This is a genomic window from Mesorhizobium sp. C089B, assembly GCF_030323125.1.
Classification (GTDB): Bacteria; Pseudomonadota; Alphaproteobacteria; order Rhizobiales; family Rhizobiaceae; genus Mesorhizobium.
In genome coordinates, this window is the sequence record NZ_CP100469.1 from 4,106,240 (window position 1) to 4,130,104 (window position 23,865).

Here is a 23,865-nt window from a genome sequence, read left to right on the forward strand (position 1 = left end):
GGCCCGTCTGTAGCGCCGCAAGCCAGGAAGCACGACAATGAAGGCCGATATCCATCCCGACTACCACACCATCAAGGTCGTCATGACCGATGGCACCGAATATTCGACCCGTTCGACCTGGGGCAAGGAAGGCGATACGATGAACCTCGATATCGACCCGACCACGCACCCGGCCTGGACCGGCGGCCAGCAGACCCTGCTCGACCGCGGCGGCCGCCTGTCGAAGTTCAAGAAGCGCTTCGAAGGGTTCGGCCTTTAAGCCTATCGGCTTTCGCAGATCAGGAACCCGCCCTTGTGGCGGGTTTTTTGTTCAGCGGATCGTGGCGCGGACGAAATCGCCTTTGATGACGATCGAGGGTTTGGCACCGGAAGTGTTGGCAAGCGAACTGTCGACGAAGGACGCCGACGCGGTCACCGAGTAGCTGATTTGAACCTGCCTGCCGAAGGTCAGCGTGGCATCCAGCGCCTTGCCGGCAATGGCGACAGTCTCGTCCTTCCGGATGCTGCCATAGGCGAGATTGGCCCTCAGCGCCTCGCCCTTGAGATCGATGCGTGAAGCATGCCCTTCGAGCGAAACATCGGCCGCCTTGCCGGTAATGGCGATGCTGGAGAAATTCCCCGTCATACTGGCCAGCAAGGCCGCCTGGTCGATCGACACCGAACTCTCGGGCGCAATGTTGGCGTTGATCTCGACCCTGCAATCCGAAGGGTCCAGCCAGGACGACGGAGCGACATTGATGCGCAACGTCGAGGCCTCTCGCTTCATGTCGCTGGCGGTGCGGCAGTCATTAGCGAACCAGGACGAATACCAGCTGGCAAACCAGCCCTCGCGGCGGCTGCCGATCGTCGCCTGGTAGGGTTCTGCACCTGAAGTGGTCAGCTTGACCGAGCTTGCCTCGCCGGTGATGATGATGGCGGTAACACCGGCGAGATCGAGCGTCTTTGCGGCATCACCGGCCACCGGCGGTGCCAGGGCAACTGCGGCAAAGGGCAGCAAGACGAGAATTGCGGATTTCATCATTGTCTCCGATCATGGGTGGGCGGTCGCGAAAGGACCGCGGCGTTGCCCAGATGATCCGAGACGTCGATTTTCGCGACCTCGATCACGATCCGGGACGACCGTGAACGCAATCCAGGTCATTGTCGGCCGCCCGGTCCATCGTCGGCCGCTTTGGAACCACGCTTGCGATCATGATCTTCATTCCCTTGCCATTCGTCGTTGCCCTGCTGCTCGTCATCCTGCTCGTGCAGATGATCCGCCGAAACGAGGCCGATCTGCGCGAAAACATGTTTTTCATGCTGCTGATGGCTGCCTACGCCTTGCAGTCGGTGCTGATCGGTATCCGCTGGGGCTACGAAGTCAGGGCAATCATGCCTTTCCAGGCGGTGTTGGCGACATTGATCGCGCCGCTTGCCTGGATAGCTTTTAGCGGTCTGGCGAGGGAACGCTCGCGGCATCGCCTGGCTTCGCTGTGGCCGCATCTGTTGCCGGCCTGTCTTGTGGCCCTGCTGCTGATCTTCTGGCGCGAGCCGGTAGGCCCCGTGATCATGCTGGTCTTCCTGTGTTATGGCGTCACCCTTCTTTGGCTTGCGCGGGTCGGGCCGGACGGCCTTGCCGAGTCGCGTCTGGACGGTGTCTTGCGCTCCTACCGGGCGCTGCTGGTGACGACGCTGGCGATCCTGGCCTCGCCGGTCACCGACATCATCATCAGCCTCGACCTCGAATGGACCGGCGGTGCCCATTCCGGCGCGGTGATTGCCGCCGGCAATGTGCTGGCGCTGCTGCTGCTTGGCGGTGCAGCCGCGGTGGCCAGCGAAACCGCGCCTCTGGATGACGATGAAGACGATGGGCCGCAAGCCACGCCACGGGCGACGAGCGAGGATTCCGCGGTCGCAGCGGCCGTCGACGCGCTGATGCAGTCAAAAGAACTCTACAGGGACGTTGACCTCAACCTCGGCCGTATCGCCAGGCGCCTCGGCCTGTCGGCGCGGCAAGTGTCGTCGGCGGTCAACCGCATCCACGGATCGAGCGTGTCGCAATATGTCAACAACCAGCGCATCGGCGAAGCCTGCCGCCTGCTGGCGGCCAGCGACGAACCCATCACCCGCATCATGTTCGACGCCGGGTTTCTCAGCAAATCGAACTTCAACCGCGAGTTCCTGCGCGTGACAGGCTTGAGCCCGAAGGCTTGGCGGCTGGAGCATCGGCCGTCGAAGCGAAATCTCGCGGCCATGCCGTTGCCAGGCGAGACAAAATGAAGGCGGGCGACACCGGTCAGGCGCCGACTAATTCCCGCAACGCCATGCGCTTGTAGGCGGCGACCAGCCTGTCGCCCTCCTGCCGGTCGACCGAGATCGCCAGCCGCACGGCAGCCTCGCCCATCTGCCAGACCAGAAACGCTGTGGTCTCCAGCGCCACCGGATCGGCGCCGGGATGCAGCCGCTTCAGCACCATGGTCAGGAATTCGGCATTCGCCCGGCTGTCGGCGAGTTCGAGCTGGCGCAGCGCCTTGTCGGCCTGCGTGCCCGACCAGATGTCGCGCATCACCGGCTCGGCCAGGAACAGCTGATAGTAGATATCCACCAGCTCCGAAAACGCCTGCCGCAGGCCCTCGGCGTCGACGACATCCTTGAGCGCCGAGGAGATGCAGGCCTGGCTTTCGGCGGTGTAGCGCTCGGCCAGCGCCCAGACGATCGCCCGCTTGTCGGGAAAGAACTGGTAGAGCGAGCCGATCGACACCGCGGCCCGTTCCGCCACCTCGCCCATGCGCATGGCGTCGCTGCCTTGCTCGGCAATCAGCGCCGAGGCTGCGGCCAGCATGCGCTCGACCCGCTCGCGGCTGCGCTGCTGGGTGGGCGCCCGTCGCGGCGATGCGACCTGCTCCTGGGCAGATGCGGGCGTTGCTGTGTCTTCCATGACGGCCTCCGGCCTCGACAAAATCTGCCAACAAACGGCTTGACTCGCAAAATACGAGGGTTTATCACGTTTTGCAAATGTGAGGATTACTCACATTTGCAAACAAAGGAAAACCCCAATGACTAACACCAAACCAGTCCTGATCCTCGGTGGCACTGGCAAGACCGGCCGTCGCCTCGCCGAGCGGCTGACCTCACAGGGCATTCCCGTGCGCATCGGCTCGCGTTCCGGCAGCCCCCGCTTCGACTGGGAGGTTCCGGCGACCTGGGAGCCTGCGATGCAGGGCGTGGGCGCCGTCTACATCAGTTACTATCCCGACATCGCCGTGCCGGGCGCCGCCGAGACCGTCGGCGCCTTCGCCAGGCTTGCGGTAGCAAATGGCGTCACCCGCATGGTGCTGCTCTCCGGCCGCGGCGAGACCGAAGCCCAGCGCGCCGAAGAGATGGTCAAAGCCTCGGGCGCTGACTGGACGATCCTGCGTTGCGCTTGGTTTTCGCAGAATTTCAGCGAAGGTTTTCTCGTCGAGTCCTTGCGGCAAGGCGAAGTGGCTTTGCCTGTCGGCCCTGTTGGCGAGCCCTTCGTCGATGTCGACGACATCGCCGATGCTGCCTTCGTTGCGCTGACCGAACCGGGTCATGTCGGCCAGCTCTATGAGTTGACCGGGCCGCGGCTGCTAAGCTTCGCCGACGCGGTTGCCGAGATCGCCAAGGCGACCGGCCGCGACATCCGCTATATCAAGATCTCGCATGACGAATTCACCGCCGCGACGGCGGCATACGAACTGCCGCCCGAAATCGCCTGGCTGCTCAACGAGCTGTTCACCGAAGTGCTTGACGGCCGCAACGAGACGCTGACCGACGGCGTCCAGCGTGTGCTCGGCCGCGCGCCGAAAGACTTTTCCGCCTACGCAAATGAAACCGCTGCAACCGGCATCTGGAGCAACTGAGATGATCAAGCTTCTTCCCACCCTCACCATCATCGCCGCCATCGGCTCGGGCGTCGTCGGCGGCGTGTTCTTCGCCTTTTCCAACTTTATCATGGCGGCGCTTGCCCGGCTGCCGGTCCCCCAAGGCATCGCAGCGATGAATTCGATCAACATCACGGTGATCACGCCCACCTTCATGACGGCGCTGTTCGGCACCGGCCTGCTCTGTCTGGTGCTTATCGCCGCCGTTCTCATGGGGTGGAGCCAGTCCGGCTCATACTGGCTGCTTGCCGGCGCCGTGATCTATTTGATCGGCAACCCGATCGTGACCATGGTCTTCAATGTGCCGCTCAACGATGCGCTCGCCGCCGTCGACCCGGCCAGCGCCAATGGCGCAGCCGTGTGGGCGAACCATCTGAATCAATGGGTGATGTGGAACCACGTCCGCACCATCACCGCCATCGTGTCGATGGCCTGCTTCATGTTCGCATTGCTCTGAAAAATGACACTTCGCAAACGCAAGGACCTCGCCTCAAGCGGGGTCCTTTTGCGTGTGACCCTTGCGGTCGGAATGACCGAGATCGCGGCCCGGATCGATGACGTCGCGCACCAGCTGCTTGAGCTTGGCGGCATCGGGAAAGCCGCCGTCGCGCTTGCGGTCCCAGACCAGCACATCGTTGCAGGAAACGGTGAAGATGCCGCCTGTGCCCGGCACCAGCGTCACTTCACCAAGATCCGTGCCGAAGGTGGAGAGCAGTTCCTGCGCCATCCAGCCGGCCCGCAACAGCCACTGGCACTGCGTGCAATAGGTGATGACCACGCGGGGCCTCTCCGGCACACTCATGTCTGGGCCTCCTGTATGCGCACCGTGGTATTTGCGAATCGATCGTGTATCGGGTCGTCGCCCAGAGCTATGGATATCGCAATCCAGACCGGCCAGATCAGCACCAAAACGAGGGCAGCGGATGCAACCACTATTTCCAGGCTGGAGTAATCCTGCACGCCACCGGGAGCGGTGCCCCAAGCCTGAAAAGCATACCAGCTTCCCGTCAGGACGATCGGTAATGCGCCGAGAAACTTGATAAGTTGCCGCCGAACAGCCTTTCTCGCCGGCAGGCCGACCCTATGTCTGTCGTCCTCATCATGTACAGTGAGCTCCGTGGGCCGCTTGCCGATTGATTGGCCGGACTTCAACTCCATAATGAGGAGATAAGACGCCAGAGCGATCAGCTCGAGGAAACCCAGGTCCAATGCTGCAGGCCTGAAATTCCCTTGCGAATCCAGATCGATCGAGATGGAGGAGGTTTCTCCAGGCTTTGAGCCCGGCGCCGTACCCACGCTCCATATGGCGACCGGCAAACCGAGTACTGATGTTCTACACACCTGCCAATCATAACGGGCAAGTGTCGGGGCACCGTGAACCGTACCCTCCTGGCATAGTTTCCAGTTCAGCCAAAAGCTGCCTTTTACGCCACCGTTGGTCAGCAGAAATAGAGCCCCTACGAGCAAATAGAGGGCGATCAGGATTACAAGGTAGTCGATGAGTGCAGCGAGAAACCGTCGCCATATGCCGGGCCGGCGAGGCCAGGCCACCGCATCGGCAAAACTTGCCTCTTTATACTCGGTCATCGGCCCCCCCTGATAACTGACTAATCTATAGGCAGGCCGCCGTCATACAGCAATATTCGCATCCGACTGTATTGCACGGACCTACGCCGCGCTGAGCTTGGCCATGGTCTCGTCGTCGACCTCGAAATTGGCGTAGACGCTCTGCACGTCGTCATCGTCCTCGAGCGTTGCCACCAGTTTCATCAGCGATTGCGCCCGCTCTTCGTCGACCGGGACATTGTTCTGCGGCTGCCAGATCGGCTTCACCGATTCGGCCTCGCCAAGCGAGGCTTCCAGCGCCTTAGACACTTCGCCCATACTCTCGAACGCACAGTAGATGGTGTGGCCTTCCTCGTCGGACTCGACGTCATCGGCGCCGGCCTCGATCGCCGCGTCCATCACCTTGTCGGCGCTGCCGGCGGAGGCCGGATAGTAAATCTCGCCGGCGCGGTTCCACATGAACGACACCGAGCCGGTTTCACCAAGCGCACCCCCGGCTTTGGTGAAGGCGGCGCGCACGTTCGAGGCCGAGCGGTTGCGGTTGTCGGTCAGCGCCTCGACGATCAGCGCCACGCCGCCTGGCCCATAGCCTTCATAGCGCACCGCTTCGTAATTCTCGGCATCGCCCATCGATGCCTTGTTGATGGCGCGCTGGATGTTGTCCTTCGGCATCGACACCGCCTTGGCGTTCTGAATGGCCAGGCGCAAACGCGGGTTCATCGACGGATCCGGTGTTCCGCTCTTGGCGGCGACGGTGATTTCGCGCGCCAGCTTGGAAAACATTTTCGACCGCACCGCGTCCTGCCGGCCCTTGCGGTGCATGATGTTCTTGAACTGTGAATGGCCGGCCATGGCACCCCTGTCGTCTTCGGCTAGAGCATCCCGAAGCGAGGTGGTCTCACCTCGTCCTCCCGGGTACTCGAATTCAAATTTTCAGAGCCGTCCAAGGTGCAACGCGATGGATGCACGGCGTTCTCTGTCGGAATGGCCGGCTTATAGATAAATCGGCTCAATTCGTCCAGCCGCGCCGGTTCAGCCCTCCAGATCGGACTTCAGCCGGTCGATAATGCTGAGCGCATGGCCGGCATACTGGCTGATCCAGCGGTCGTGGATGTGCTTGATCGGCAGCGCGTTGAGATGGTTCCAGCGCTCTCGCCCTTGGCGCTTTGCCACCACCAGTTCGGCTTCTTCCAGCACCTTGAGATGCAGCATGACGGTGCAGCGATCGATGTCGGGAAACGCCTCGCACAACATGCCGGTCGTCTGCGGCGCATCCTTCAGCCGATCCAGCAATTCGCGACGGCGCGGATGCGCCAACGCCTTGAAAACGTGATCGTCTGCGGTTTGGCTTGACATGTTATGTTTCTATAACATATCGTCGAGCCAATCAAGGAGGAGCTGTGGATATGTCTCTTGGATTCAGAGTTTCCGGGCGCATCGGCAAACCGGTCGCCGAAGTCTTCGACGCCGTCGTCAATCCCAAAAAGCTGAGTGGCTATTTCACCACCATCGGCGGCGCCAGCGCGCCGCTGAAGGCCGGCACCGGGGTGGTCTGGTGGGGCAAGGTGCCCGTCGAAGTCGATGAGGTGATCAAGGACCGCCATATCGTGCTGCGCTGGGATGCCACCGATGCCGAAGGCAAGCCCGCCTACAAGACACGCATCGAGATGAACTTCGAGCCGCTGGACGATGGCGGCACCCTTGTGACCATTGCTGAATCCGGCTGGCCGGAAGGCGTGGTCGGCCTGCAGAAATCCTACCTCAATTGCGAGGGCTGGTCGCAGATGCTGGCCTGCATGAAGGCCTATGTCGAATACGGCATCAATCTGCGCGACGGCTACTACCGCGGCGAGATGAGGGGCGAGCCGGCCAACGAGACAAACAGATGAACAGCGCAACGGAGCCCGCAATAACCGCGAAAATGACAGGTGGAATCAACATCGCCATGAAAGTCCCGTCACATCAGTACGAGGCGACGATCGCCTTCTATCGCGACGTCGTCGGCTTGAATCCATTCACCGCCAAGACGCCGGCCATCGGCTTCGAGCTTGGCCCAAACCGTCTGTGGATCGACGAGGCGCCGATGCTGAGCCAGGCCGAAGTCTGGCTTGAGCTTTTCACCGACAATTCTGCAGCCATTGCGGATCATCTCGCCAAGGCCGGCGTCGTCCGTTGCGACGCGGTCGAGCCCCTGGGCGAAAGCTTTCGCGGCTTCTGGATCGCCAACCCGGCCAGCATCGTTCACATGGTGCGCGAGCCTTACGCCTGGTGAGCGCAAACCGGACAAGGAAAGGAGCATCGATGGAAATTCACAAAACGCCGACTGCCGAAGCCGGCATGCTGATCAGGCGGCCGGTCGCCGAGGTCTTCGAGGCGATCGTCGACCCGGCCATCACCACGAAATTCTGGTTTACCCACAGTAGCGGCCGGCTGGATAGCCGCAAAGAGGTTCGCTGGGAGTGGCGCATGTACGGGGCCTCGGCGATGGTCAATGTCAGCGAGATCGTCGAGAACAAGAAGATCGTCATGCAATGGAGCGATCCGCCGACCACTGTGGTCTGGACATTCACGGAGATGCCCGGCGCCGAAACGCCTGACGGTGCGACCTTTCTTGAGGTCAGCAATTTCGGCTTCGCCGGCACCGCCGACGAGCAGGTCAAGCAGGCGGTCGGCTCGACCGACGGCTTCGCACTCGTTCTTGCCGGCGCAAAGGCATGGCTGGAACAGGGCCTGTCGCTTGGCCTGATCGGCGACCGTTATCCGAAGGGCGTGCCGGGGCGCTAGGATCGCCCCGATCGCCCAGCCTCAATGCCCACCGCTGGATTTCTTCCTTCGCCGCGCCAGCATGTTGAGGCCCTCGACCAGGGCGGAAAAGCCCATCGCGGCGTAGATGTAGCCCTTCGGCACATGATAGCCCATGCCGTCGGCGATCAGCGTCATGCCGATCATCAGCAGGAAGCCCAGCGCCAGCATGACGATGCTCGGGTTCTTGGCGATGAAATTGGCCAGCGGCCCGGCCGCCAGCATCATCACGCTCACCGCCACGATCACGGCGATGTACATGATGGCAATCTCGTCGGTCATGCCGACGGCGGTGATGATCGAATCGATCGAAAAGACGAGATCGAGCAGCAGGATCTGGAAGATGGCGCCGGCAAGCGAGATCTGCAGCGTCTCGCCCATCATCGTATCCTTGTGGTCGTCGGGATCGACGGTGTGGTGGATTTCCTTGGTCGCCTTCCAGACCAGGAACAGGCCGCCGGCAATCAGGATCAGGTCGCGCCAGGAAAAGCCATGGCCGAACGCTGTGAACACCGGCGTCGTCAGCTGCACGATGATGGAGATGGTTGCGAGCAGCACCAGCCGCATGATCAGCGCCGCCGAGATGCCGAGACGGCGGGCGCGGGCGCGCTGCGCCTCAGGCAATTTGTTGGTCAGGATCGAGATGAAGATCAGATTGTCGATGCCGAGCACGACCTCGAGGACGATCAGCGTCAGCAACGCGACCCACGCGGTTGGATCGGAAACAAATTGAAAATGCGGCGCAAAGAACTCGATCAGCTGCATGGAGGTCGTCCCCTCTTTAACGATCTAGAGCAGTTTCGTCGCCAGTTAGGTACTTTACTCGACTATATCAATGTCAAGACCAGAAGGATGGCGCGGTTTCTTCGAGCCGCGGCCCGCGACGAAAAGGCGCGATCTTCTCGGTCAGGCCGGTGCGGTCGGAAATAGTGACGCCGACGCCGCACAATGTCGCCGGTCCGGTCGCCGCCTCGAAGCGGCCTTTCGGCACTTTCGACAGGAAGCGGTTGAGCGGCTCTTCCTTGTCCATGCCGAGCGAGGAATCATAGTCGCCGCACATGCCGGCATCGGACATGTAGCCGGTGCCGCCGTTGAGGATCTGGTGGTCGGCCGTCGGCTGGTGCGTATGGGTGCCGATGACGAGGCTGGCGCGGCCGTCGACGAAATGCGCGAAGCACATTTTCTCCGAGGTCGCTTCGGCATGGAAGTCGATGACCACGGCATCGGCCTGCTCGCCCAGCGGACAGGCGGCCAGCTCGCGCTCGCCGGCCTGGAACGGATCGTCGAGCTCGGGATGCATGAACACCCGGCCCATGATGTTGGCGACCAGCACGCGCGCGCCGTTTTTGGCGATATAGACGCCGGAACCGCGCCCCGGCGTGCCCTTGGGGAAGTTGGACGGGCGCAAGAAGCGCTCCTCGCGCGGCGCGAAGACCAGTGCGTCGCGCTGGTCCCAGACATGGTTGCCGGTGGTGACGACATCCGCACCGGCGGCGATGGTGTCGCGAAAAATGTCTTCGGTGATGCCGAAGCCGCCGGCGGCGTTCTCGCCATTGACGATGACGAAGTCGAGTTTGAAATCCGAGATCAGGCCGGGCAGTTGTTCCCACACCGCCGTACGTCCCGATTTGCCCACCATGTCGCCGAGGAAGAGAAGTCTCATGCCCACTTCTATCCAGAGGCACGGACGCTAGGCAAGCGCTACCCGGGCGATTGGCGCTAACGCCGGCCGAAAGTACCACGCTGCTGTTGAGGCGGCTTGGCGCTCGCGCCCGCAACGCGAACTGCCGAAGGCATCATCGGTGACGCCGGCGGTGCGGTGCGTCCGCGCAGCCAGAAGAACCACACGTAAAAAACAGTGAACCCACCAGTAGCGGCCAGGAGCAACAGCCCGCCGCGCCAGCCCTTCATCGCCGCGGTATCGAGGATCGATGGATTGGCAGGGTTGTAATACAACTTCACCGCGTCGCCTTTGGACGCCGTGTAGAGGCCGATGTCCTTTCCCTTGCCGGACCACGTCATCGGTGCATCGTTCGCGACATAGGTGACAGCGACGTTGATGCCTTTCGCGGTGAGGCCATTACCCTGGGCTTCGCTGTAGGAACTGACATCCGTCACTGTGGCAACCGTCTGATGCCAGGCGAACTGGTGGTGCAGGGCCGTTCCGGAAATGTGCAATGCCATCGCGAACAGCGTTACCGCGATGAGGACGAACGGCATCAGCAGGAAGCGTGCGAAGACAAACATGATGGCCGCCATCGGCTCGGACTGTGTTGCCGGAATACTATCCGGCACGTCTTGGAAACGCGTTAAGCGGGATCGCGGTCTTTTAAGCGATGTCGAAGCGGCGCAAACCGCTCTCGGTGAGTATTTCCGGGATGATGACGTCGTGCGCCTCATCCGGCACCAGACCCACCTCCTGGCAATCGAAGGCGATGCCGATCAGTCGTGGCGGCTGGCCCTTGTCGATCAGCCTGGCGATGGCGCGGTCGTAATAGCCGGCGCCATACCCGATGCGATGACCGCGACTGTCGAAGGCCGCGAGCGGCACCAGCATCACCGCGGGATCGAGAACCTCGGCCTCCGCATGCGGACCGACCGTGCCAAAACCCATCTCGACCATCGGCGCGCCGCGCACCAGTTCGCGAAAGACGATGGTGGTCTTGTCGAGGATGGCCGGCAGGCAAAGCCTGGCCCCCTTCTCGCGCAAGGCGAACATCAGCGGCCTGACGTCGACTTCCGATCGCATCGGCCAGAAAGCTGAAACGATCTGACCCGGCTCGATGGCGAGGTGGTCGCGCGCCGTCTCGGCCATTTCAAGCGCGATCTCCACCCGCCACAGCGGATCGAGCGCATCGCGACGGCCGAGTGCCTCGAGGCGCAACTGCTTTTTCAGGTCTTTGGGAGATGTCATGCGCGGACGATAGAAAAGGTCGGATCTGGGTGACGTTTCATGAGCGACGTTTTCTACCACATCATCCGCCAAACTGGGCGGATACAGGTAAGTGACGATCCACACAACCGGTGGAGAGAGCGATCCCGGGAACCTACAAAGTAGGTGGGCGCCGTATGAGAAAACCCACGGGTCTTCCCAGGGACAGCTCCCTAAGGATCGTTAAGGCCCCGGGGAAAATGTTCTCCTGCCGGGAAGCGCAGACCGCCAAGCCCAATATAGGCGGCTGGTCGGTCAAGCGCTAGTGACATGAGGTAGTGTCTCAGTTTGAAATTTGAAATATGCGAAAGCGCCTGTCCGGGTTTGCCCGCATAGGCGGAAACGCCTATATGCTTAGCGGAAAGCATGGAGTGGTTGTGTGGCGATCCGTTGCCTTGTCAAAATTGAAAACGAAGCGTCGATGTGGACGTTCGCGTCAACGCCTGTGATAGGCGACTGGGTGCACATGCCATCCGGCGATAGTCTGGCCATCTACGCGGTAACCGAGATAACACATGTGCCGCAGCCGGCGGACGTGGAGAAGGTGCCGCTGGTGTTTGTCACTCTGGAAAGCACATAGGAGTAGCAATGCCAACCGGACCTAAAGGCCAGAAGCGCCCCGCCGACGTGATCGGCAACGCCGTCCGCGTCATGCGCATTGCCACTGGCGATGAAGACGACACCGTGATTGACGACGGCAAAGACCCCGCTGCGAAGGCGCTGGGCGCCAAGGGCGGGAAGAAGCGCGCCGAGAACATGACGCCAGAGCGGCGCGCTGAAATTGCCAAGAAGGCAGCGGAAAAGCGGTGGGCTAAGACTTAATTTCGAGTTTGCGGGCCGCCTTCACTCTCTTTTCGACTACCCTGATCGGCTCGGCAACCGGAAGGTTTTCCGGCATCGTTGAGCCGTTTTCGCGCATCACCTTCCGCACGTCCTGCGCAATCTTCTTATTGCGCTTTGGTCGCAGCCGGCTCGCCCTTGCACAGGTCAAGCAGCGTCCTTACGCTCGCGCTGACCAACCGAGGAGCAAGTATGCGTTTCGAAGGCACGGCGGCCTATGTCGCCGACAAGGATCTGATGGTGGCGGTGAACGCCGCGATCGCGCTGGAGCGGCCATTGCTGGTCAAGGGCGAGCCGGGCACCGGCAAGACCGAGCTTGCCCGCCAGGTGGCATCGGCGCTCGGCCTCGACCTGATCGAATGGCACGTCAAGTCGACCACCCGTGCGCAGCAGGGACTGTATGAATATGATGCTGTCTCGCGGCTGCGCGACAGCCAGCTCGGCGATGCCAGGTTCAACGACATCAAAAACTACATCAAGCGCGGCAAGCTCTGGGACGCCTTCGCGGCCGGTAAGAAGGTCGTGCTGTTGATCGACGAGATCGACAAGGCCGATATCGAATTCCCCAACGACCTGCTGCAGGAACTCGATCGGATGGAGTTCTTCGTCTACGAAACCGGCGAAACGATCCGCGCCGCTGTGCGCCCCATCGTCATCATCACTTCCAACAATGAGAAGGAACTGCCCGACGCCTTCCTGCGCCGGTGCTTCTTCCACTACATCCGCTTTCCCGATGTCGACACGCTGCACAAAATCGTCGACGTGCACTATCCCGGCATAAAGCAGAATTTGGTGCGTGCTGCCCTGACCCAGTTCTACGAGATCCGCGACGTGCAGGGGTTGAAGAAGAAGCCGTCGACCTCCGAGGCGCTCGACTGGATCCGCCTGCTGGTCGCCGACGACATCGCACCCGAGGATCTGCGCGCCGACCCCAGGAACGCGCTGCCGAAGCTGCACGGCGCGCTGCTGAAGAACGAGCAGGACGTGCATCTGTTTGAGCGCCTTGCTTTCATGGCCAGGCGGCAGGGATAAGGATCGTCGGGCGGGCTGAGCGCTATGAGCGGGCTTCGGCCGATCACTCGGCCGCCGCAAGCCCTGTCTCCTGCGGCGCGACGCGCTTCGGCCCGAAGATGACGAAGCCGATGACCGACAGGGCGAGAACGCCGATCCCGCAATAGAGCATGACCCAGCCGAAACCGTTGACCAGGGCGGCATGCACGATGGCGCCGGATGGGTCGAGGGCTGCGAGCTTCGGCGTCCCCTGCGCAAGGCCCTCCAGATTGCCGGTGGCGACCCTTTCCGCCAGTGCCCGCAACTCATCCGGCTCCAAAGCCGCGCCGAGTGTGGCCCGCAGGTGGGAAACGATACCTTGCGTCAGCAGCAGGCCGAGCACCGCGATGTTGATGGCAAGCGTGATCAGGCGTGCGCTGATGTCGATGCCGGACGCCATGCCGGCACGATCCGGCGATACCGCGCCGGTCGTGGTGTTTGTGGTCGGCGAATTGGTGAGACCGATGCCGATGCCGGCAATCAGCGTGCCGGGCAGCATGGTCAGCCAGGTCGCGCCCTCGAGCCCGGAGCCGATCCACATGGCGATGAAACCGATCCCTAGCGTCAGCAGACCGAGCGGGATGGCAATTCGCGCCTGATAGCGCGCGCGCAGGCGCTCGGCGATCGGCGGCATCACCATGAAGGGCAGCGTGTAGACGAGCAACAGCAGGCCGGTCGTCGTGCTGTCGTAGCCGAGAACGCCGGAATAATAGATCGGCAGATAGATGATGAACGGCCAGTAGCTGAAATTCATGCCGATGGCGCCCATGATCGCGCCGGAAAACTGGCGGATGCGGAACACGGCGAAATCGAACATCGGATAGGGATTGACCCTCTCGGCGACAAGGAAAGCGATGAACGCAGCCACGGAGGCTGATATCACGCCGATGCGGGCGCTGGTCCCGAGATCCGCACCCTGCGTGATCAGATAGGAGAAGCCGAACACAGAAGCCGACAGCGTCAGCATGCCGGCCCAGTCGAGCTTCTGGGCGTTGTGATCGCGCGATTGCGTGACACCGGCGCCGATAAAGGCGAGCGCCAGGAGCGCCAGCGGCACGTGGATGAGGAACACCCATTGCCAGTTCGACAGCGCCACGATCAAGCCGCCAATGGCGGGCCCGAAACCGAGCCCGATGCCTGAGACGACGCTCCAGGCGACGAAAGCCTTGCCGCGTTCGCGGCCGTCCTGGAACTGATGCGACAGCACGGCGACGCTGCAGGTCAGCATCGCGCCGCCGGCGAGACCTTGCAGGAAGCGGGCGGCGATCAGCAGCGTCGCACTCGGCGCCAGGCCGCACAGCAGCGAGGCGAGGCCGAAGGCGACGGTGGTGATCACCATCACGCTCTTGCGGCCGAAACGGTCGGCCAATGTCCCTGTCGCCATCAGCACCGTGGTGCAGGCAATGGTGTAGGCGTTCATGATCCATTGCAGGTCTTTGAAATCGGCGGCGAGCACGCTTTCCAGTTTCGGCAGGATCACCGGCACGCTGGAGATTTCGAGCCCGAACAGCAGCGACGCCAGGCACACGCCGGTGAGCGCTATGGTGTTTCGTTGAATTGGCATATCGATCTCTTTTCATCCGAGCATGAGGCGCTCTTCAAACCGCGACCGGTTTGAGATAGAGGAGACTCGACCATGAAAAAAGGCTATGCTCGGCTATATCAGAAATGACAAAACGGAATGATTGGCCCAATGGAGTGCTGCGATGACCAGTCTTGATGTGGACGCCGTACGAACCTTTGTGATGGTGGCCGATCTGCAGAGCTTCACCCAGGCGGCCACGGCGCTGGGCAGCACCCAGGCGACAATCAGCGTCAAGCTGCGCCGTCTTGAGGAAAAGCTCGGCGCGCGATTGATTGAAAGAACGCCGCGCCGCGTCAGCCTGTCGGCACGAGGCGCCGTCTTCCTCCCCGCCGCGCGCGACTTCCTTGCCGCGCACGAGCGCGCCATGGCGGAGTTTGCGTCAGCACCGTGCCGGCTTGCGCTCGGCTTTGTCGATCATGCCGCCGGTCCGGCGCTGTCCATTCTGATTGCCCAGCTCCATGCGCACGATCCATCGCTGACGCTCAGTTTGAGGATCGATACCAGCACGGTGCTCAAGGAAGCTTTCGATCACGGCGAGCTCGATGCAGTCATCGTGCACCGCGAAGGCGACAGCCGTCCTGGCCGGACCTTGTCGCGCAACCACTATGGCTGGTTCGCAGCACCTTCCTTCGAGTGGCAGCGCGGAACGCCGTTGCGCCTCGCGCTCTTAAGCACCGTGTGCAACTGTCCGGATCGTGTGCGGGCGGTCGAGGCGCTGGACAAAGCAGGCATCGCCTGGGAGGAGGCCTTCGTCGGCGGCGGCGGCGCGGCCGTCAACATTGCGATATCGGCGGGCTTTGCCGTTTCGGCGCTGGCTCACTGCGTCGCTCCGCCCGGCCTGATCGAGGTTGGCCGCAAACTTGGTCTTCCATCGCTTGACCCTTCCGAAGTGGTGCTGCATTCGCACAATCTGGCGCCGCGCGCGCGTGACGCGCTGCAGATGCTGGCGACCGCATTTCGCGAGTACAATTCGCCGGTGGATTAGGCGATGGTGTTTCCGATCTGATTCCGCCGGAATCCGATAAGGCTTTGGAGGAACCGAAATGACCGAGATCACCGTCCGCCCGCTGGCGCTGGCCGACCATGCCGACTGGCGGCGGCTGTGGACTGCCTACCTCACCTTCTACGAGACCAAGCTGCCGGACGAGGTCTACGACATCACCTGGGAACGACTGTTCACGGAAGGTGAATTCGAACCGAAGGGGTTTATCGCCACGCTCGACGGCAAGGCGGTCGGCCTGACCCATTATCTCTATCACCGCTCCGGCTGGTCGGAGAAAAACAACTGCTACCTGCAGGACCTGTTCGCCGACCCTGATGTGCGCGGCAAGGGCATCGGTGCGGCCCTCATTGAAGCGGTCAAGCAGGAAGCCGGCAAGATCGGCGTCAAGAACGTCTATTGGATGACCCACGAAACCAACGCCACAGCGCGCAAGCTCTACGACCATGTCGCGCGGCGGACAGGGTTTATCGAGTATGATCTGCTATGATGCGAGCGCGATCGAAATAACGCGGAAGGAGCCGAATGATCCGCTATGTCGGAATCCTGGATGGCAGTGACGGCGTTTGGGGAGTGCGGATGCCCGATCTCGCCGGCTGCCACGGGGCCGGCGCAAACCCGGCTGAAGCGATAGCCGATGCCGCGTCGGCTATGCGCGAATGGGCGGAAGCCCGCATCGCAAAGCACTTGCCCATGCCCAACCCACGTACTGTGGCAAATCTTCTGCAATCCGGCGAAATCGACAGTGCCCGTGGCGACTCCGCCGTGACCGTTCGGCATAGATAACGGCCAACCATGTTCCTCCCCTTCTTCCTCGAACTGAAGGCCGCGCGGATTCCCGTTTCGCTGCGGGAGTATCTGTCGCTGCTGGAAGGTCTGGAAGCCGGGCTGGTCGACTATGACGTCGAGGGTTTTTACTACCTCGCCCGCGCCGCGCTTGTGAAGGACGAGCGCCATATCGACCGCTTCGACCAGGTGTTTGCGCATGTCTTCAAGGGGATCGAGGCGCTCACCGGCCCCGATGCCGTCGGTGTCGCCAACATCCCTGAGGAATGGCTGCGCCGGCTCGCCGAAAAGCACCTGACCGAGGAAGAGAAGAAACTGATCGAGGCGCTCGGCGGTTTCGACAAGCTGATGGAGACACTGAAGCAGCGGCTGGAGGAGCAGAAAGGCCGCCACCAGGGCGGCTCGAAATGGATCGGCACCGGCGGCACTTCGCCTTTCGGCGCCTATGGCTACAATCCCGAAGGCGTGCGCATCGGCCAGCATGAAAGCCGCAATCGCCGTGCGGTGAAAGTCTGGGACAAGCGCGAGTTCAAAAACTTCGACGACGCCGTCGAGCTCGGCACCCGCAACATCAAGGTGGCGCTGAAGCGCCTGCGTCTCTGGGTGCGCGAGGGTGCGGAGGAAGAGTTCGACCTGCCCGGCACCATCCATGCCACCGCCGAGCACGGCTATCTCGATGTGCAGACGCGCCCCGAACGGCGCAACGCCGTGAAGCTCTTGATGTTCTTCGATGTCGGCGGCTCGATGGACGACCACATCAAAAGCGTCGAGGAGCTGTTTTCGGCCGCCCGCGCCGAATTCCGCCAGCTCGAATATTTTTACTTCCACAACTGCCTTTACGAGGGCGTCTGGAAGGACAACCGGCGCAGGCATGCCGAGACCATCCCGACCTTCGATCTGCTTCACAAATACGGCCCCGACTACAAGGTGATCGTCGTCGGCGATGCCTCGACGAGCCCTTACGAGATCGCGCATCCCGGCGGTTCGGTCGAGCATTGGAACCCGGAAGCCGGCAGTGTCTGGCTTGACCGCCTCATCCAGCAATGGCCGAATGCGGTCTGGCTGAACCCCGAAAATCAGAAAAACTGGGGCTTCACCCATTCGATCGCGATGATCCGCGATCTCTTCGGCGGCCGCATGTTCCCACTGACGCTGGCCGGGTTGGAAGCCGCGACGAAGCAGCTCTCACGCAAGCGTTGATATGAGAGGAAAACCGATGACCTGCTTTCTTTGCCCGCAATGCGGCGTCCAGTTCGCGGCAACGCAGACCCCTCCAGAAAATTGCCCGATCTGCGAGGACGAGCGGCAATATGTGCGCTGGGAAGGCCAGGCCTGGACCACTGGGGAAGAACTCTCTGCCGGGCATAGGCTTGTGATGAAGGACGATGCCGGCGTTCTCGCTTTCGGCATCGAGCCGCGCTTTGCTATCGGCCAGCGGGCGCTGCTGGCGCAGACGCCGCACGGCAATGTGCTGTGGGATTGCATCTCGATGGTGAGCGACGAGGCGGTAGCCGAAATCAACCGTCGCGGCGGCCTGGCCGCGATCGCCATTTCGCACTGCCACTATTATTCGGTGATGGTCGAGTGGAGCGAGGCGTTTGGCGGCGTGCCGATCTATCTCCATGCCGACGACCGCCAGTGGATCATGCGGCCGCACAACGCCATCGTCAGCTGGGCGGGCGAGACGCTGGCCATAAACCCGTCGCTGACACTCGTGCGTTGCGGTGGCCATTTTGCCGGCGGCCAGGTGCTGCATTGGAAACGCGATGACGGTAACGCCCTGCTGTCCGGCGACATATTGCAGGTGACGCCGACGCGTCGCCATGTCAGCTTCATGTACAGCTATCCGAACTACATTCCGCTCAATGCGCCGGCCGTGCGACGCATCGCGGCGGCACTTGAGCCTTTCGAATTCGACGACATCTACGGCGCGTGGTGGCAGCAGAACATCATCGGCGGCGCAGGAACGGCATTTCATGCGTCGATCGCCCGCTATCTTCAGGCGATTGGGTAGGAGCTCGGCTGAAAATGCGAGCAAAACACGTAACAAACGCCTATCTCTAAGCGAAGATAGCTTGCAACCAACAACAAGCCGCCAAGGCTGAGGAGATCAAATGGACACCCACACCTACCCTGTCACCCGCACCGACGCCGAATGGCGCGCCCGCCTGACGCCCGAGCAATATGCGGTCATGCGCGGCCATGGCACCGAACGGCCCGGAAGCTGCGCCCTGCTCTACGAAAAGCGCGCCGGCACCTTTTCCTGCGTCGGCTGCGACCAGCCGCTGTTCGAATCCAAGCTCAAGTTCGAGAGCGGCACCGGCTGGCCGAGCTTCAATGATCCGGTGCCCGGTTCGGTCGAAAACACCGTCGACCGCAGCTACGGCATGGTCCGCACCGAATGCCACTGCGCCCGCTGCGGCAGCCATCTCGGCCATGTCTTCGAGGACGGCCCGCCGCCGACCGGCCTGCGCTATTGCATCAACGGCGTGGCGCTGAAATTCGAGCCGGCGGCTTAAGCCGCAGCTTGACCACCATCTTCAAAGGGCGGCTTCGGCCGCCCTTTTTCGTGTCAATCTTCTCAGACAACCACCACCAGGATCAGCCAAAGCGTAGCCCCGAGCGTCATCAACGAAGCCTTGGCGCCACTGGATTTTTCCGTGGTTCGCCAGACGGCAAAGGTCAGAAAGATGTTGTAGGGCACGGGCGCGAAATGCACCGCCAGGACGACGGCGAGCGGCAGCTTCAAGCCGAGCAGAATGAGCGCGGCCACCGACGAGGCGATGTTGATCGCCGTGCCGACAAGGACTAGATCGCGCCAGAACAACCGCTCGACCGGCACCGCGCCTTGCCAGCGCGAGCCGAAGAAGGATCCGATGCTTTGCACCAACACCTGATAGCTATCCCTCTCCCAGCACGTCGGTGACGGCGCGCTCGAAGCGCGAGCATTCCGTCACCAGCCAGTCGGCCATGGCCGGCCAGTTGTCCTCGGCATAGCAGTTCACCCGCCACATCGAATTGATGCCGAGGCCCTCGCAGCTCTGCTCCGGCCTGAGCTTCAGCCTGTCTTCGATTGCCGGTTGGAACGGCTTCAGCCGCGACCAGACCCCGGTCGCGCCGAACTTCCCGTTACGGCCGAAAAAGACGCCAACTTGGCTTTGCGCCGGCGCGACATACATGGACAGGACCAGAGCGAAGTCAGGCAGCCCGCGCTGCCAGAACCAGGGTCCGCGCCGCGCCATGGAAGCGCGTTCCTCCGGATGCCGTTCGGCGAACAGCGCCCAGAAGCTGCGTTGGCGGAATTCAGAGGCGCGGCGGGCGCCGAAGTCGAATTCGCTCATGGTTCGATGCCCGTTCCAGCATCATTCCTTGGCCCGAGACTGTTTCGAAATTCGCTCCGGCGATATCAACCGGAGTAGAATTTCCACACAGCCTTACACCATGCCGAGCGCGGCCTTGTAGAGATCGAGGATGGTTTCCTCTTCCTGGCGCTCGGCCTGGTCCTTCTTGCGCAGCCGGATGATCGACCGCATCGCCTTGGTGTCGAAGCCGGTGCCCTTGGCCTCGGCGAACACTTCCTTGATGTCGTCGGCGATGGTCTTCTTTTCTTCCTCGAGCCGCTCGATGCGCTCGATGAAGGCGCGCAACTGGCCGGCGGCAACAGTCTGGCTGGTATCTGTGATGTCGTCGGCCATGTTTTTTCTCCGCTACTTTTAAGCACCGCGATTCTGGCGCGGTAAATTGGGAGCGGGTTCGATGCCCGAGCAGGCGCGGCGGGTCAAGCCATTATCGATGCTCCATCAACGGCTGCTGCCAGCCGTCCCCAGTGTGATGGATCCGCGCGTCAGCCAAACGCGATCAACAGATCCTTCGCATCGATCTGATCGCCGGCCTTGACCAGCACTTCGGCCACTGTGCCGTCGCGCTCGGCATGCAGGGCCGTCTCCATCTTCATGGCTTCGATCGACAACAGCACGTCGCCGGCCTTGACCGCTTGGCCGGCGGCAACCGAAAGGGCGGAGACCACGCCCGGCATCGGCGCGCCGACATGCGCCTCGTTGCCGGGCTCGGCCTTGCGCCGAGCCTTGGCCGCCGAGGCGCCATGCGCCCTGTCCGGCACCCGGACACGGCGCGGCTGGCCGTTGAGCTCGAAGAACACGGTGACCATGCCCTTCTCATCGACGTCGCCGATCGCAAGGCAGCGCACTACAAGCGTCTTGCCTTTTTCGATGTCCAGGAAGATCTCGTCTTCGGACTTCATGCCGTAGAAATAGGTCGGCGTCGGCAGCACACTGACCGGCCCGTAGGTTTCCTGCGCGGCGGCGAAGTCGGTGAACACCTTCGGATACATCAGCCAGGAGGCGAATTCGTACTCCGAGAGCTTGCGCTCCAGCTTCTGCTCGATCTCCTTGCGGCTGGCCTTGAGGTCGGCTGGCTTGAGCAGCGAGCCCGGGCGCTCGGTGATCGGCTTGCTTTCCTTCAGTGCCTTCTTCTGCAGCTTCGCAGGCCAGCCGCCGGGCGACTGGCCGAGATCGCCGCGCAGCATCGAGACGACCGAGTCCGGGAAGGCGATGTCCTTGGCTGGGTTTTCGACGTCGGCAACGGTCAGATCCTGGCTCACCATCATCAGCGCCATGTCGCCGACCACCTTGGACGACGGCGTCACCTTGACGATGTCACCGAACATCAAATTGACGTCGTGATAGGCTTGTGCCACCTCGTGCCAACGCGTTTCCAGCCCCAGCGAACGCGCCTGTTCCTTGAGGTTGGTGAACTGGCCGCCCGGCATTTCGTGCAGATAGACTTCCGAGGCTGGCCCCTTGAGGTCGCTTTCGAAGGCGGCATACTGGTTGCGCACCGCTTCCCAGTAGAAGGAGATTTTGCGGATCCATTGCGGATCGAGGCCGGGATCGCGCTCGGTTCCCTTCAGCGCCTCGACGATCGAGCCCAGGCAAGGCTGCGAGGTGTTGCCGGAGAAGGAATCCATCGCCGCGTCGATGGCGTCGACGCCGCTTTCCACGCCGGCCAGCACCGTCGCCGCCGACAGGCCTGACGTGTCGTGGGTGTGGAAATGGATCGGCAGGTCGGTCGCCTCGCGCAGCGCCTTGAACAGCACGCGGGCGGCAGCCGGCTTCAAAAGCCCGGCCATGTCCTTGACGGCGATGATATGGGCGCCGGCGGCCTGCAATTCCTTCGCCAGCCCGACATAGTATTTAAGGTCGTATTTGGCGCGCGCCGGATCGAGGATGTCGCCGGTGTAGCAGATCGCCGCTTCGACCAGCTTGCCCTCGGCGCCCACCGCGTCCATGGCGACGCGCATATTCTCGACCCAATTCAGGCAGTCGAATACGCGGAACAGGTCGACGCCGCCGGCCGCCGCATGGCTGACGAAATGTTGCACCACATTGTCGGGATAGTTGGTGTAGCCGACGCCGTTGGCGCCGCGCAGAAGCATCTGCAGCAAAAGGTTGGGGGCGGCTTCGCGCACTTTGCTCAGCCGCTCCCACGGATCCTCGGTCAGGAAGCGCATGGCGACGTCGAAAGTGGCGCCGCCCCAGCATTCCAGCGACAGCAGCCGCGGCAGCGCCCGCGCATATGTGCCGGCGATGCCGGCAATGTCATGCGTGCGCATACGGGTGGCGAGCAGCGACTGGTGGCCGTCGCGCATCGTCGTGTCGGTGACAAGCACCTCTTTTTGCTCACGCATCCAGGCAGCGAATTTCTCCGGCCCCAACGCGTCGAGCTTCTGCTTGCTGCCATCAGGCACGTTGCCGTTGAGATAGGGCACGACAGGCGCTGCCGCATCGGCCTTGGGCATCGGACGGCCGCGGGTTTCGGGATGGCCGTTGACGCTGACGTCGGCCAGATAGTTGAGCAGCTTGGTGGCGCGGTCCTGCCGCTTCACCTGCGCGAACAGCTCCGGCGTCGTGTCGATGAACCTGGTCGTATAGGAATTGTCGGCGAAGCGCGGGTGGTTGATGATTGCCTCGAGGAAGGTGAGGTTGGTCGCCACGCCGCGGATGCGGAACTCGCGCAAGGCCCGGTTCATGCGGGCGATCGCCTCGGCCGGTGTCGGCGCCCAGGCAGTCACCTTCTCCAGCAGCGGATCGTAGAAGCGGGTGATGACCGCGCCCGAATAGGCGGTGCCGCCGTCGAGGCGGATGCCGAAACCGGCGGCTTCGCGATAAGCGGTGATGCGGCCGTAGTCCGGAATGAAACTATGCTCCGGATCCTCGGTCGTGATGCGGCACTGCAGCGCATGACCGTTCAGCCTGATGTCGGCCTGCGCCGGCACGCCCGACTCTTTCGTGCCGATGGCAAAGCCGTCCAGTATGTGGATCTGCGCCTTGACGATGTCGATGCCGGTCACCTGCTCGGTCACGGTGTGCTCGACCTGGATGCGCGGATTGACCTCGATGAAGTAGAACTTGCCGGTGTCGGCGTCCTGCAGGAATTCCACCGTGCCGGCGCCGATATAGCTGGTCTCCCGCGCGATCTTGAGCGCATAGCCGCAAAGCTCCTGGCGCAATACCTCGCTGAGATAGGGCGCCGGCGCCCGTTCGACGACCTTCTGGTTGCGGCGCTGGATCGAGCAGTCGCGCTCGAACAGATGTACAGCGTTGCCATGCGTGTCGCCGAGCACCTGGACTTCGACATGGCGGGCGCGCTCGATCAGCTTTTCGAGATAGACCTCGTCCTTGCCGAAGGCGGCCTTGGCCTCGCGCTTGCCTTCCATCACCTCGCGGGCGAGGTCGGCTTCCGTGCGGATGGCGCGCATGCCGCGCCCGCCCCCGCCCCACGATGCCTTGAGCATCACCGGATAGCCGACTGTCTTGGCGAGCTGCTTGACTGCTTCCATGTCGTCCGGCAGCGGTTCGGTTGCCGGCACCACCGGCACGCCGACCTCGATGGCCAGATTGCGCGCGGCGACCTTGTTGCCGAGCCGGCGCATCGTGTCGGGCTTCGGCCCTATGAAAGTGATGCCGGCCTCGGCGCAGGCATCTGCGAATTCAGGGCTTTCCGACAGGAGGCCATAGCCCGGGTGGATGGCGTCGGCGCCGGACAGTCTGGCGACCCGGATCACTTCCTCGATCGACAGATAGCTTTCGATCGGCCCCATGTCCCTGGCCAGATGCGGCCCGCGCCCGACCTGGTAGCTTTCATCGGCCTTGAACCGATGAAGCGAATATTTGTCCTCCTCGGCCCAGATCGCCACGGTTTTGAGGCCGAGCTCGTTGGCCGCGCGAAAGACGCGGATGGCAATTTCGGACCTGTTGGCGACGAGGATCTTCGTGATGGCCAAGGAAGGAGGCTCCGGACAGGGAGGGATGGGGCGGAGGCATGATTAACGCGAAAATGCTGCAGTGCAACCAAAATCGAGGAGAGATTAAACCGATTTAAACGCGATTCTAGCACCACG

The 23,865-nt window shown here is 62.3% G+C and carries 30 protein-coding genes and 1 other RNA gene; 15 read left to right on the forward strand and 16 right to left on the reverse strand.

Features of this window, described 5'->3' with window-relative positions:
* Positions 1–37 precede the first annotated feature (37 nt).
* Positions 38–259, forward strand: a complete 222-nt coding sequence (rpmE, locus tag NLY44_RS20335) for a 50S ribosomal protein L31 (protein ID WP_023668748.1) — start codon at positions 38–40, stop codon at positions 257–259.
* Positions 260–310: 51 nt separating this feature from the next.
* On the opposite strand, the gene NLY44_RS20340 is transcribed toward rpmE, so the two are convergent.
* Positions 311–1,018, reverse strand: coding sequence for a hypothetical protein (locus NLY44_RS20340; protein ID WP_031199509.1), 708 nt, complete (start codon positions 1,016–1,018; stop codon positions 311–313).
* Between the two features lie 122 nt (positions 1,019–1,140).
* Here NLY44_RS20340 and NLY44_RS20345 point away from each other — a divergent pair, with 122 nt between their 5' ends.
* A complete protein-coding gene (locus NLY44_RS20345) occupies positions 1,141–2,259 on the forward strand; it encodes a helix-turn-helix domain-containing protein (RefSeq protein ID WP_286454910.1) in 1,119 nt (372 codons plus the stop codon).
* Between the two features lie 16 nt (positions 2,260–2,275).
* Here the strand turns inward: NLY44_RS20345 and NLY44_RS20350 are convergent, their stop codons facing one another.
* The gene (locus NLY44_RS20350) at positions 2,276–2,917 is read right to left on the reverse strand and encodes a TetR/AcrR family transcriptional regulator (protein ID WP_023668745.1); all 642 of its coding nucleotides are present in this window, start codon (positions 2,915–2,917) and stop codon (positions 2,276–2,278) included.
* Between the two features lie 118 nt (positions 2,918–3,035).
* Between NLY44_RS20350 and NLY44_RS20355 the strand changes: the two genes are divergently transcribed.
* Both NLY44_RS20355 and NLY44_RS20360 read left to right on the forward strand, forming a co-directional pair.
* Positions 3,036–3,863 (forward strand): NAD(P)H-binding protein, encoded by an 828-nt coding sequence (locus NLY44_RS20355; RefSeq protein WP_023806576.1) that lies wholly within the window; start codon positions 3,036–3,038, stop codon positions 3,861–3,863.
* Between the two features lies 1 nt (position 3,864).
* Positions 3,865–4,341, forward strand: coding sequence for an anthrone oxygenase family protein (locus NLY44_RS20360; RefSeq protein WP_023668743.1), 477 nt, complete (start codon positions 3,865–3,867; stop codon positions 4,339–4,341).
* Positions 4,342–4,374: 33 nt separating this feature from the next.
* On the opposite strand, the gene NLY44_RS20365 is transcribed toward NLY44_RS20360, so the two are convergent.
* From NLY44_RS20365 to NLY44_RS20380, 4 genes are all read right to left on the reverse strand, one after another.
* Entirely contained in the window at positions 4,375–4,686 is a 312-nt protein-coding gene (locus NLY44_RS20365; RefSeq protein WP_023668742.1) for an Rdx family protein, read from the reverse strand.
* Entirely contained in the window at positions 4,683–5,471 is a 789-nt protein-coding gene (locus NLY44_RS20370; protein WP_023668741.1) for an RDD family protein, read from the reverse strand. The genes NLY44_RS20365 and NLY44_RS20370 overlap by 4 nt, the downstream gene beginning before the upstream one ends.
* Positions 5,472–5,552: 81 nt before the next feature.
* Entirely contained in the window at positions 5,553–6,302 is a 750-nt protein-coding gene (locus tag NLY44_RS20375) for a YebC/PmpR family DNA-binding transcriptional regulator (protein ID WP_023668740.1), read from the reverse strand.
* 180 nt (positions 6,303–6,482) lie between these two features.
* Positions 6,483–6,806 (reverse strand): ArsR/SmtB family transcription factor, encoded by a 324-nt coding sequence (locus NLY44_RS20380; protein WP_023668739.1) that lies wholly within the window; start codon positions 6,804–6,806, stop codon positions 6,483–6,485.
* 50 nt (positions 6,807–6,856) lie between these two features.
* On the opposite strand from NLY44_RS20380, the gene NLY44_RS20385 reads away from it, so the two are divergent.
* From NLY44_RS20385 to NLY44_RS20395, 3 genes are read left to right on the forward strand one after another with little or no spacing between them, the layout of a single operon-like run.
* Positions 6,857–7,339: an SRPBCC domain-containing protein gene (locus tag NLY44_RS20385; protein WP_023668738.1), complete on the forward strand. Its 483-nt coding sequence runs from the start codon at positions 6,857–6,859 to the stop codon at positions 7,337–7,339.
* Positions 7,336–7,722, forward strand: a complete 387-nt coding sequence (locus NLY44_RS20390) for a VOC family protein (protein ID WP_460221647.1) — start codon at positions 7,336–7,338, stop codon at positions 7,720–7,722. The genes NLY44_RS20385 and NLY44_RS20390 overlap by 4 nt, the downstream gene beginning before the upstream one ends.
* 29 nt (positions 7,723–7,751) lie before the next feature.
* Entirely contained in the window at positions 7,752–8,234 is a 483-nt protein-coding gene (locus tag NLY44_RS20395; RefSeq protein ID WP_023698429.1) for an SRPBCC family protein, read from the forward strand.
* A gap of 21 nt (positions 8,235–8,255) precedes the next feature.
* On the opposite strand, the gene NLY44_RS20400 is transcribed toward NLY44_RS20395, so the two are convergent.
* From NLY44_RS20400 to ssrS, 5 genes are all read right to left on the reverse strand, one after another.
* Positions 8,256–9,017 (reverse strand): TerC family protein, encoded by a 762-nt coding sequence (locus tag NLY44_RS20400; RefSeq protein ID WP_023694576.1) that lies wholly within the window; start codon positions 9,015–9,017, stop codon positions 8,256–8,258.
* Positions 9,018–9,090: 73 nt separating this feature from the next.
* Positions 9,091–9,915 carry a TIGR00282 family metallophosphoesterase gene (locus tag NLY44_RS20405; RefSeq protein WP_023668734.1) on the reverse strand — a complete coding sequence of 275 codons (825 nt, stop codon included), beginning with the start codon at positions 9,913–9,915 and terminating at the stop codon, positions 9,091–9,093.
* Positions 9,916–9,971: 56 nt separating this feature from the next.
* Entirely contained in the window at positions 9,972–10,499 is a 528-nt protein-coding gene (locus NLY44_RS20410; RefSeq protein WP_196813862.1) for a DUF3592 domain-containing protein, read from the reverse strand.
* Positions 10,500–10,581: 82 nt separating this feature from the next.
* Positions 10,582–11,166, reverse strand: coding sequence for a 5-formyltetrahydrofolate cyclo-ligase (locus NLY44_RS20415; RefSeq protein ID WP_023668732.1), 585 nt, complete (start codon positions 11,164–11,166; stop codon positions 10,582–10,584).
* Positions 11,167–11,258: 92 nt separating this feature from the next.
* Positions 11,259–11,414, reverse strand: a non-coding RNA gene (gene ssrS / locus NLY44_RS20420) — 6S RNA.
* Positions 11,415–11,772: 358 nt separating this feature from the next.
* Here ssrS and NLY44_RS20425 point away from each other — a divergent pair.
* Both NLY44_RS20425 and NLY44_RS20430 read left to right on the forward strand, forming a co-directional pair.
* Positions 11,773–12,006 (forward strand): hypothetical protein, encoded by a 234-nt coding sequence (locus NLY44_RS20425; protein ID WP_023732997.1) that lies wholly within the window; start codon positions 11,773–11,775, stop codon positions 12,004–12,006.
* A 210-nt stretch (positions 12,007–12,216) separates the two neighbouring features.
* Complete coding sequence (locus NLY44_RS20430; RefSeq protein ID WP_023806577.1) at positions 12,217–13,056, forward strand: AAA family ATPase; 840 nt, start codon at positions 12,217–12,219, stop codon at positions 13,054–13,056.
* Between the two features lie 43 nt (positions 13,057–13,099).
* Here NLY44_RS20430 and NLY44_RS20435 read toward each other — a convergent pair whose 3' ends face one another.
* On the reverse strand, positions 13,100–14,638 hold the full coding sequence (locus tag NLY44_RS20435) for an MFS transporter (RefSeq protein WP_023806578.1): 1,539 nt from the start codon (positions 14,636–14,638) through the stop codon (positions 13,100–13,102).
* Between the two features lie 142 nt (positions 14,639–14,780).
* Here NLY44_RS20435 and NLY44_RS20440 point away from each other — a divergent pair, with 142 nt between their 5' ends.
* From NLY44_RS20440 to msrB, 6 genes are all read left to right on the forward strand, one after another.
* Positions 14,781–15,644, forward strand: coding sequence for a LysR family transcriptional regulator (locus tag NLY44_RS20440; RefSeq protein ID WP_023737887.1), 864 nt, complete (start codon positions 14,781–14,783; stop codon positions 15,642–15,644).
* A 58-nt stretch (positions 15,645–15,702) separates the two neighbouring features.
* Positions 15,703–16,149 carry a GNAT family N-acetyltransferase gene (locus tag NLY44_RS20445; RefSeq protein WP_023726162.1) on the forward strand — a complete coding sequence of 149 codons (447 nt, stop codon included), beginning with the start codon at positions 15,703–15,705 and terminating at the stop codon, positions 16,147–16,149.
* A 35-nt stretch (positions 16,150–16,184) separates the two neighbouring features.
* Positions 16,185–16,445, forward strand: a complete 261-nt coding sequence (locus NLY44_RS20450; protein ID WP_050485875.1) for a type II toxin-antitoxin system HicB family antitoxin — start codon at positions 16,185–16,187, stop codon at positions 16,443–16,445.
* Positions 16,446–16,454: 9 nt separating this feature from the next.
* On the forward strand, positions 16,455–17,645 hold the full coding sequence (locus NLY44_RS20455; protein ID WP_023806579.1) for a vWA domain-containing protein: 1,191 nt from the start codon (positions 16,455–16,457) through the stop codon (positions 17,643–17,645).
* A gap of 16 nt (positions 17,646–17,661) precedes the next feature.
* The gene (locus tag NLY44_RS20460) at positions 17,662–18,459 is read left to right on the forward strand and encodes an MBL fold metallo-hydrolase (RefSeq protein ID WP_023726160.1); all 798 of its coding nucleotides are present in this window, start codon (positions 17,662–17,664) and stop codon (positions 18,457–18,459) included.
* A gap of 100 nt (positions 18,460–18,559) precedes the next feature.
* Positions 18,560–18,964 (forward strand): peptide-methionine (R)-S-oxide reductase MsrB, encoded by a 405-nt coding sequence (msrB, locus tag NLY44_RS20465; protein ID WP_013529102.1) that lies wholly within the window; start codon positions 18,560–18,562, stop codon positions 18,962–18,964.
* 62 nt (positions 18,965–19,026) lie between these two features.
* Here msrB and NLY44_RS20470 read toward each other — a convergent pair whose 3' ends face one another.
* The 4 genes from NLY44_RS20470 to pyc form a co-directional block, all read right to left on the reverse strand.
* Positions 19,027–19,338 (reverse strand): hypothetical protein, encoded by a 312-nt coding sequence (locus tag NLY44_RS20470; RefSeq protein WP_023688926.1) that lies wholly within the window; start codon positions 19,336–19,338, stop codon positions 19,027–19,029.
* Between the two features lie 7 nt (positions 19,339–19,345).
* Positions 19,346–19,786, reverse strand: a complete 441-nt coding sequence (locus NLY44_RS20475; protein ID WP_023688925.1) for a hypothetical protein — start codon at positions 19,784–19,786, stop codon at positions 19,346–19,348.
* 93 nt (positions 19,787–19,879) lie between these two features.
* Positions 19,880–20,140 carry a DUF2312 domain-containing protein gene (locus NLY44_RS20480; protein WP_023668722.1) on the reverse strand — a complete coding sequence of 87 codons (261 nt, stop codon included), beginning with the start codon at positions 20,138–20,140 and terminating at the stop codon, positions 19,880–19,882.
* Between the two features lie 149 nt (positions 20,141–20,289).
* A complete protein-coding gene (gene pyc, locus NLY44_RS20485) occupies positions 20,290–23,748 on the reverse strand; it encodes a pyruvate carboxylase (protein WP_023732990.1) in 3,459 nt (1,152 codons plus the stop codon).
* Positions 23,749–23,865 lie beyond the last annotated feature (117 nt).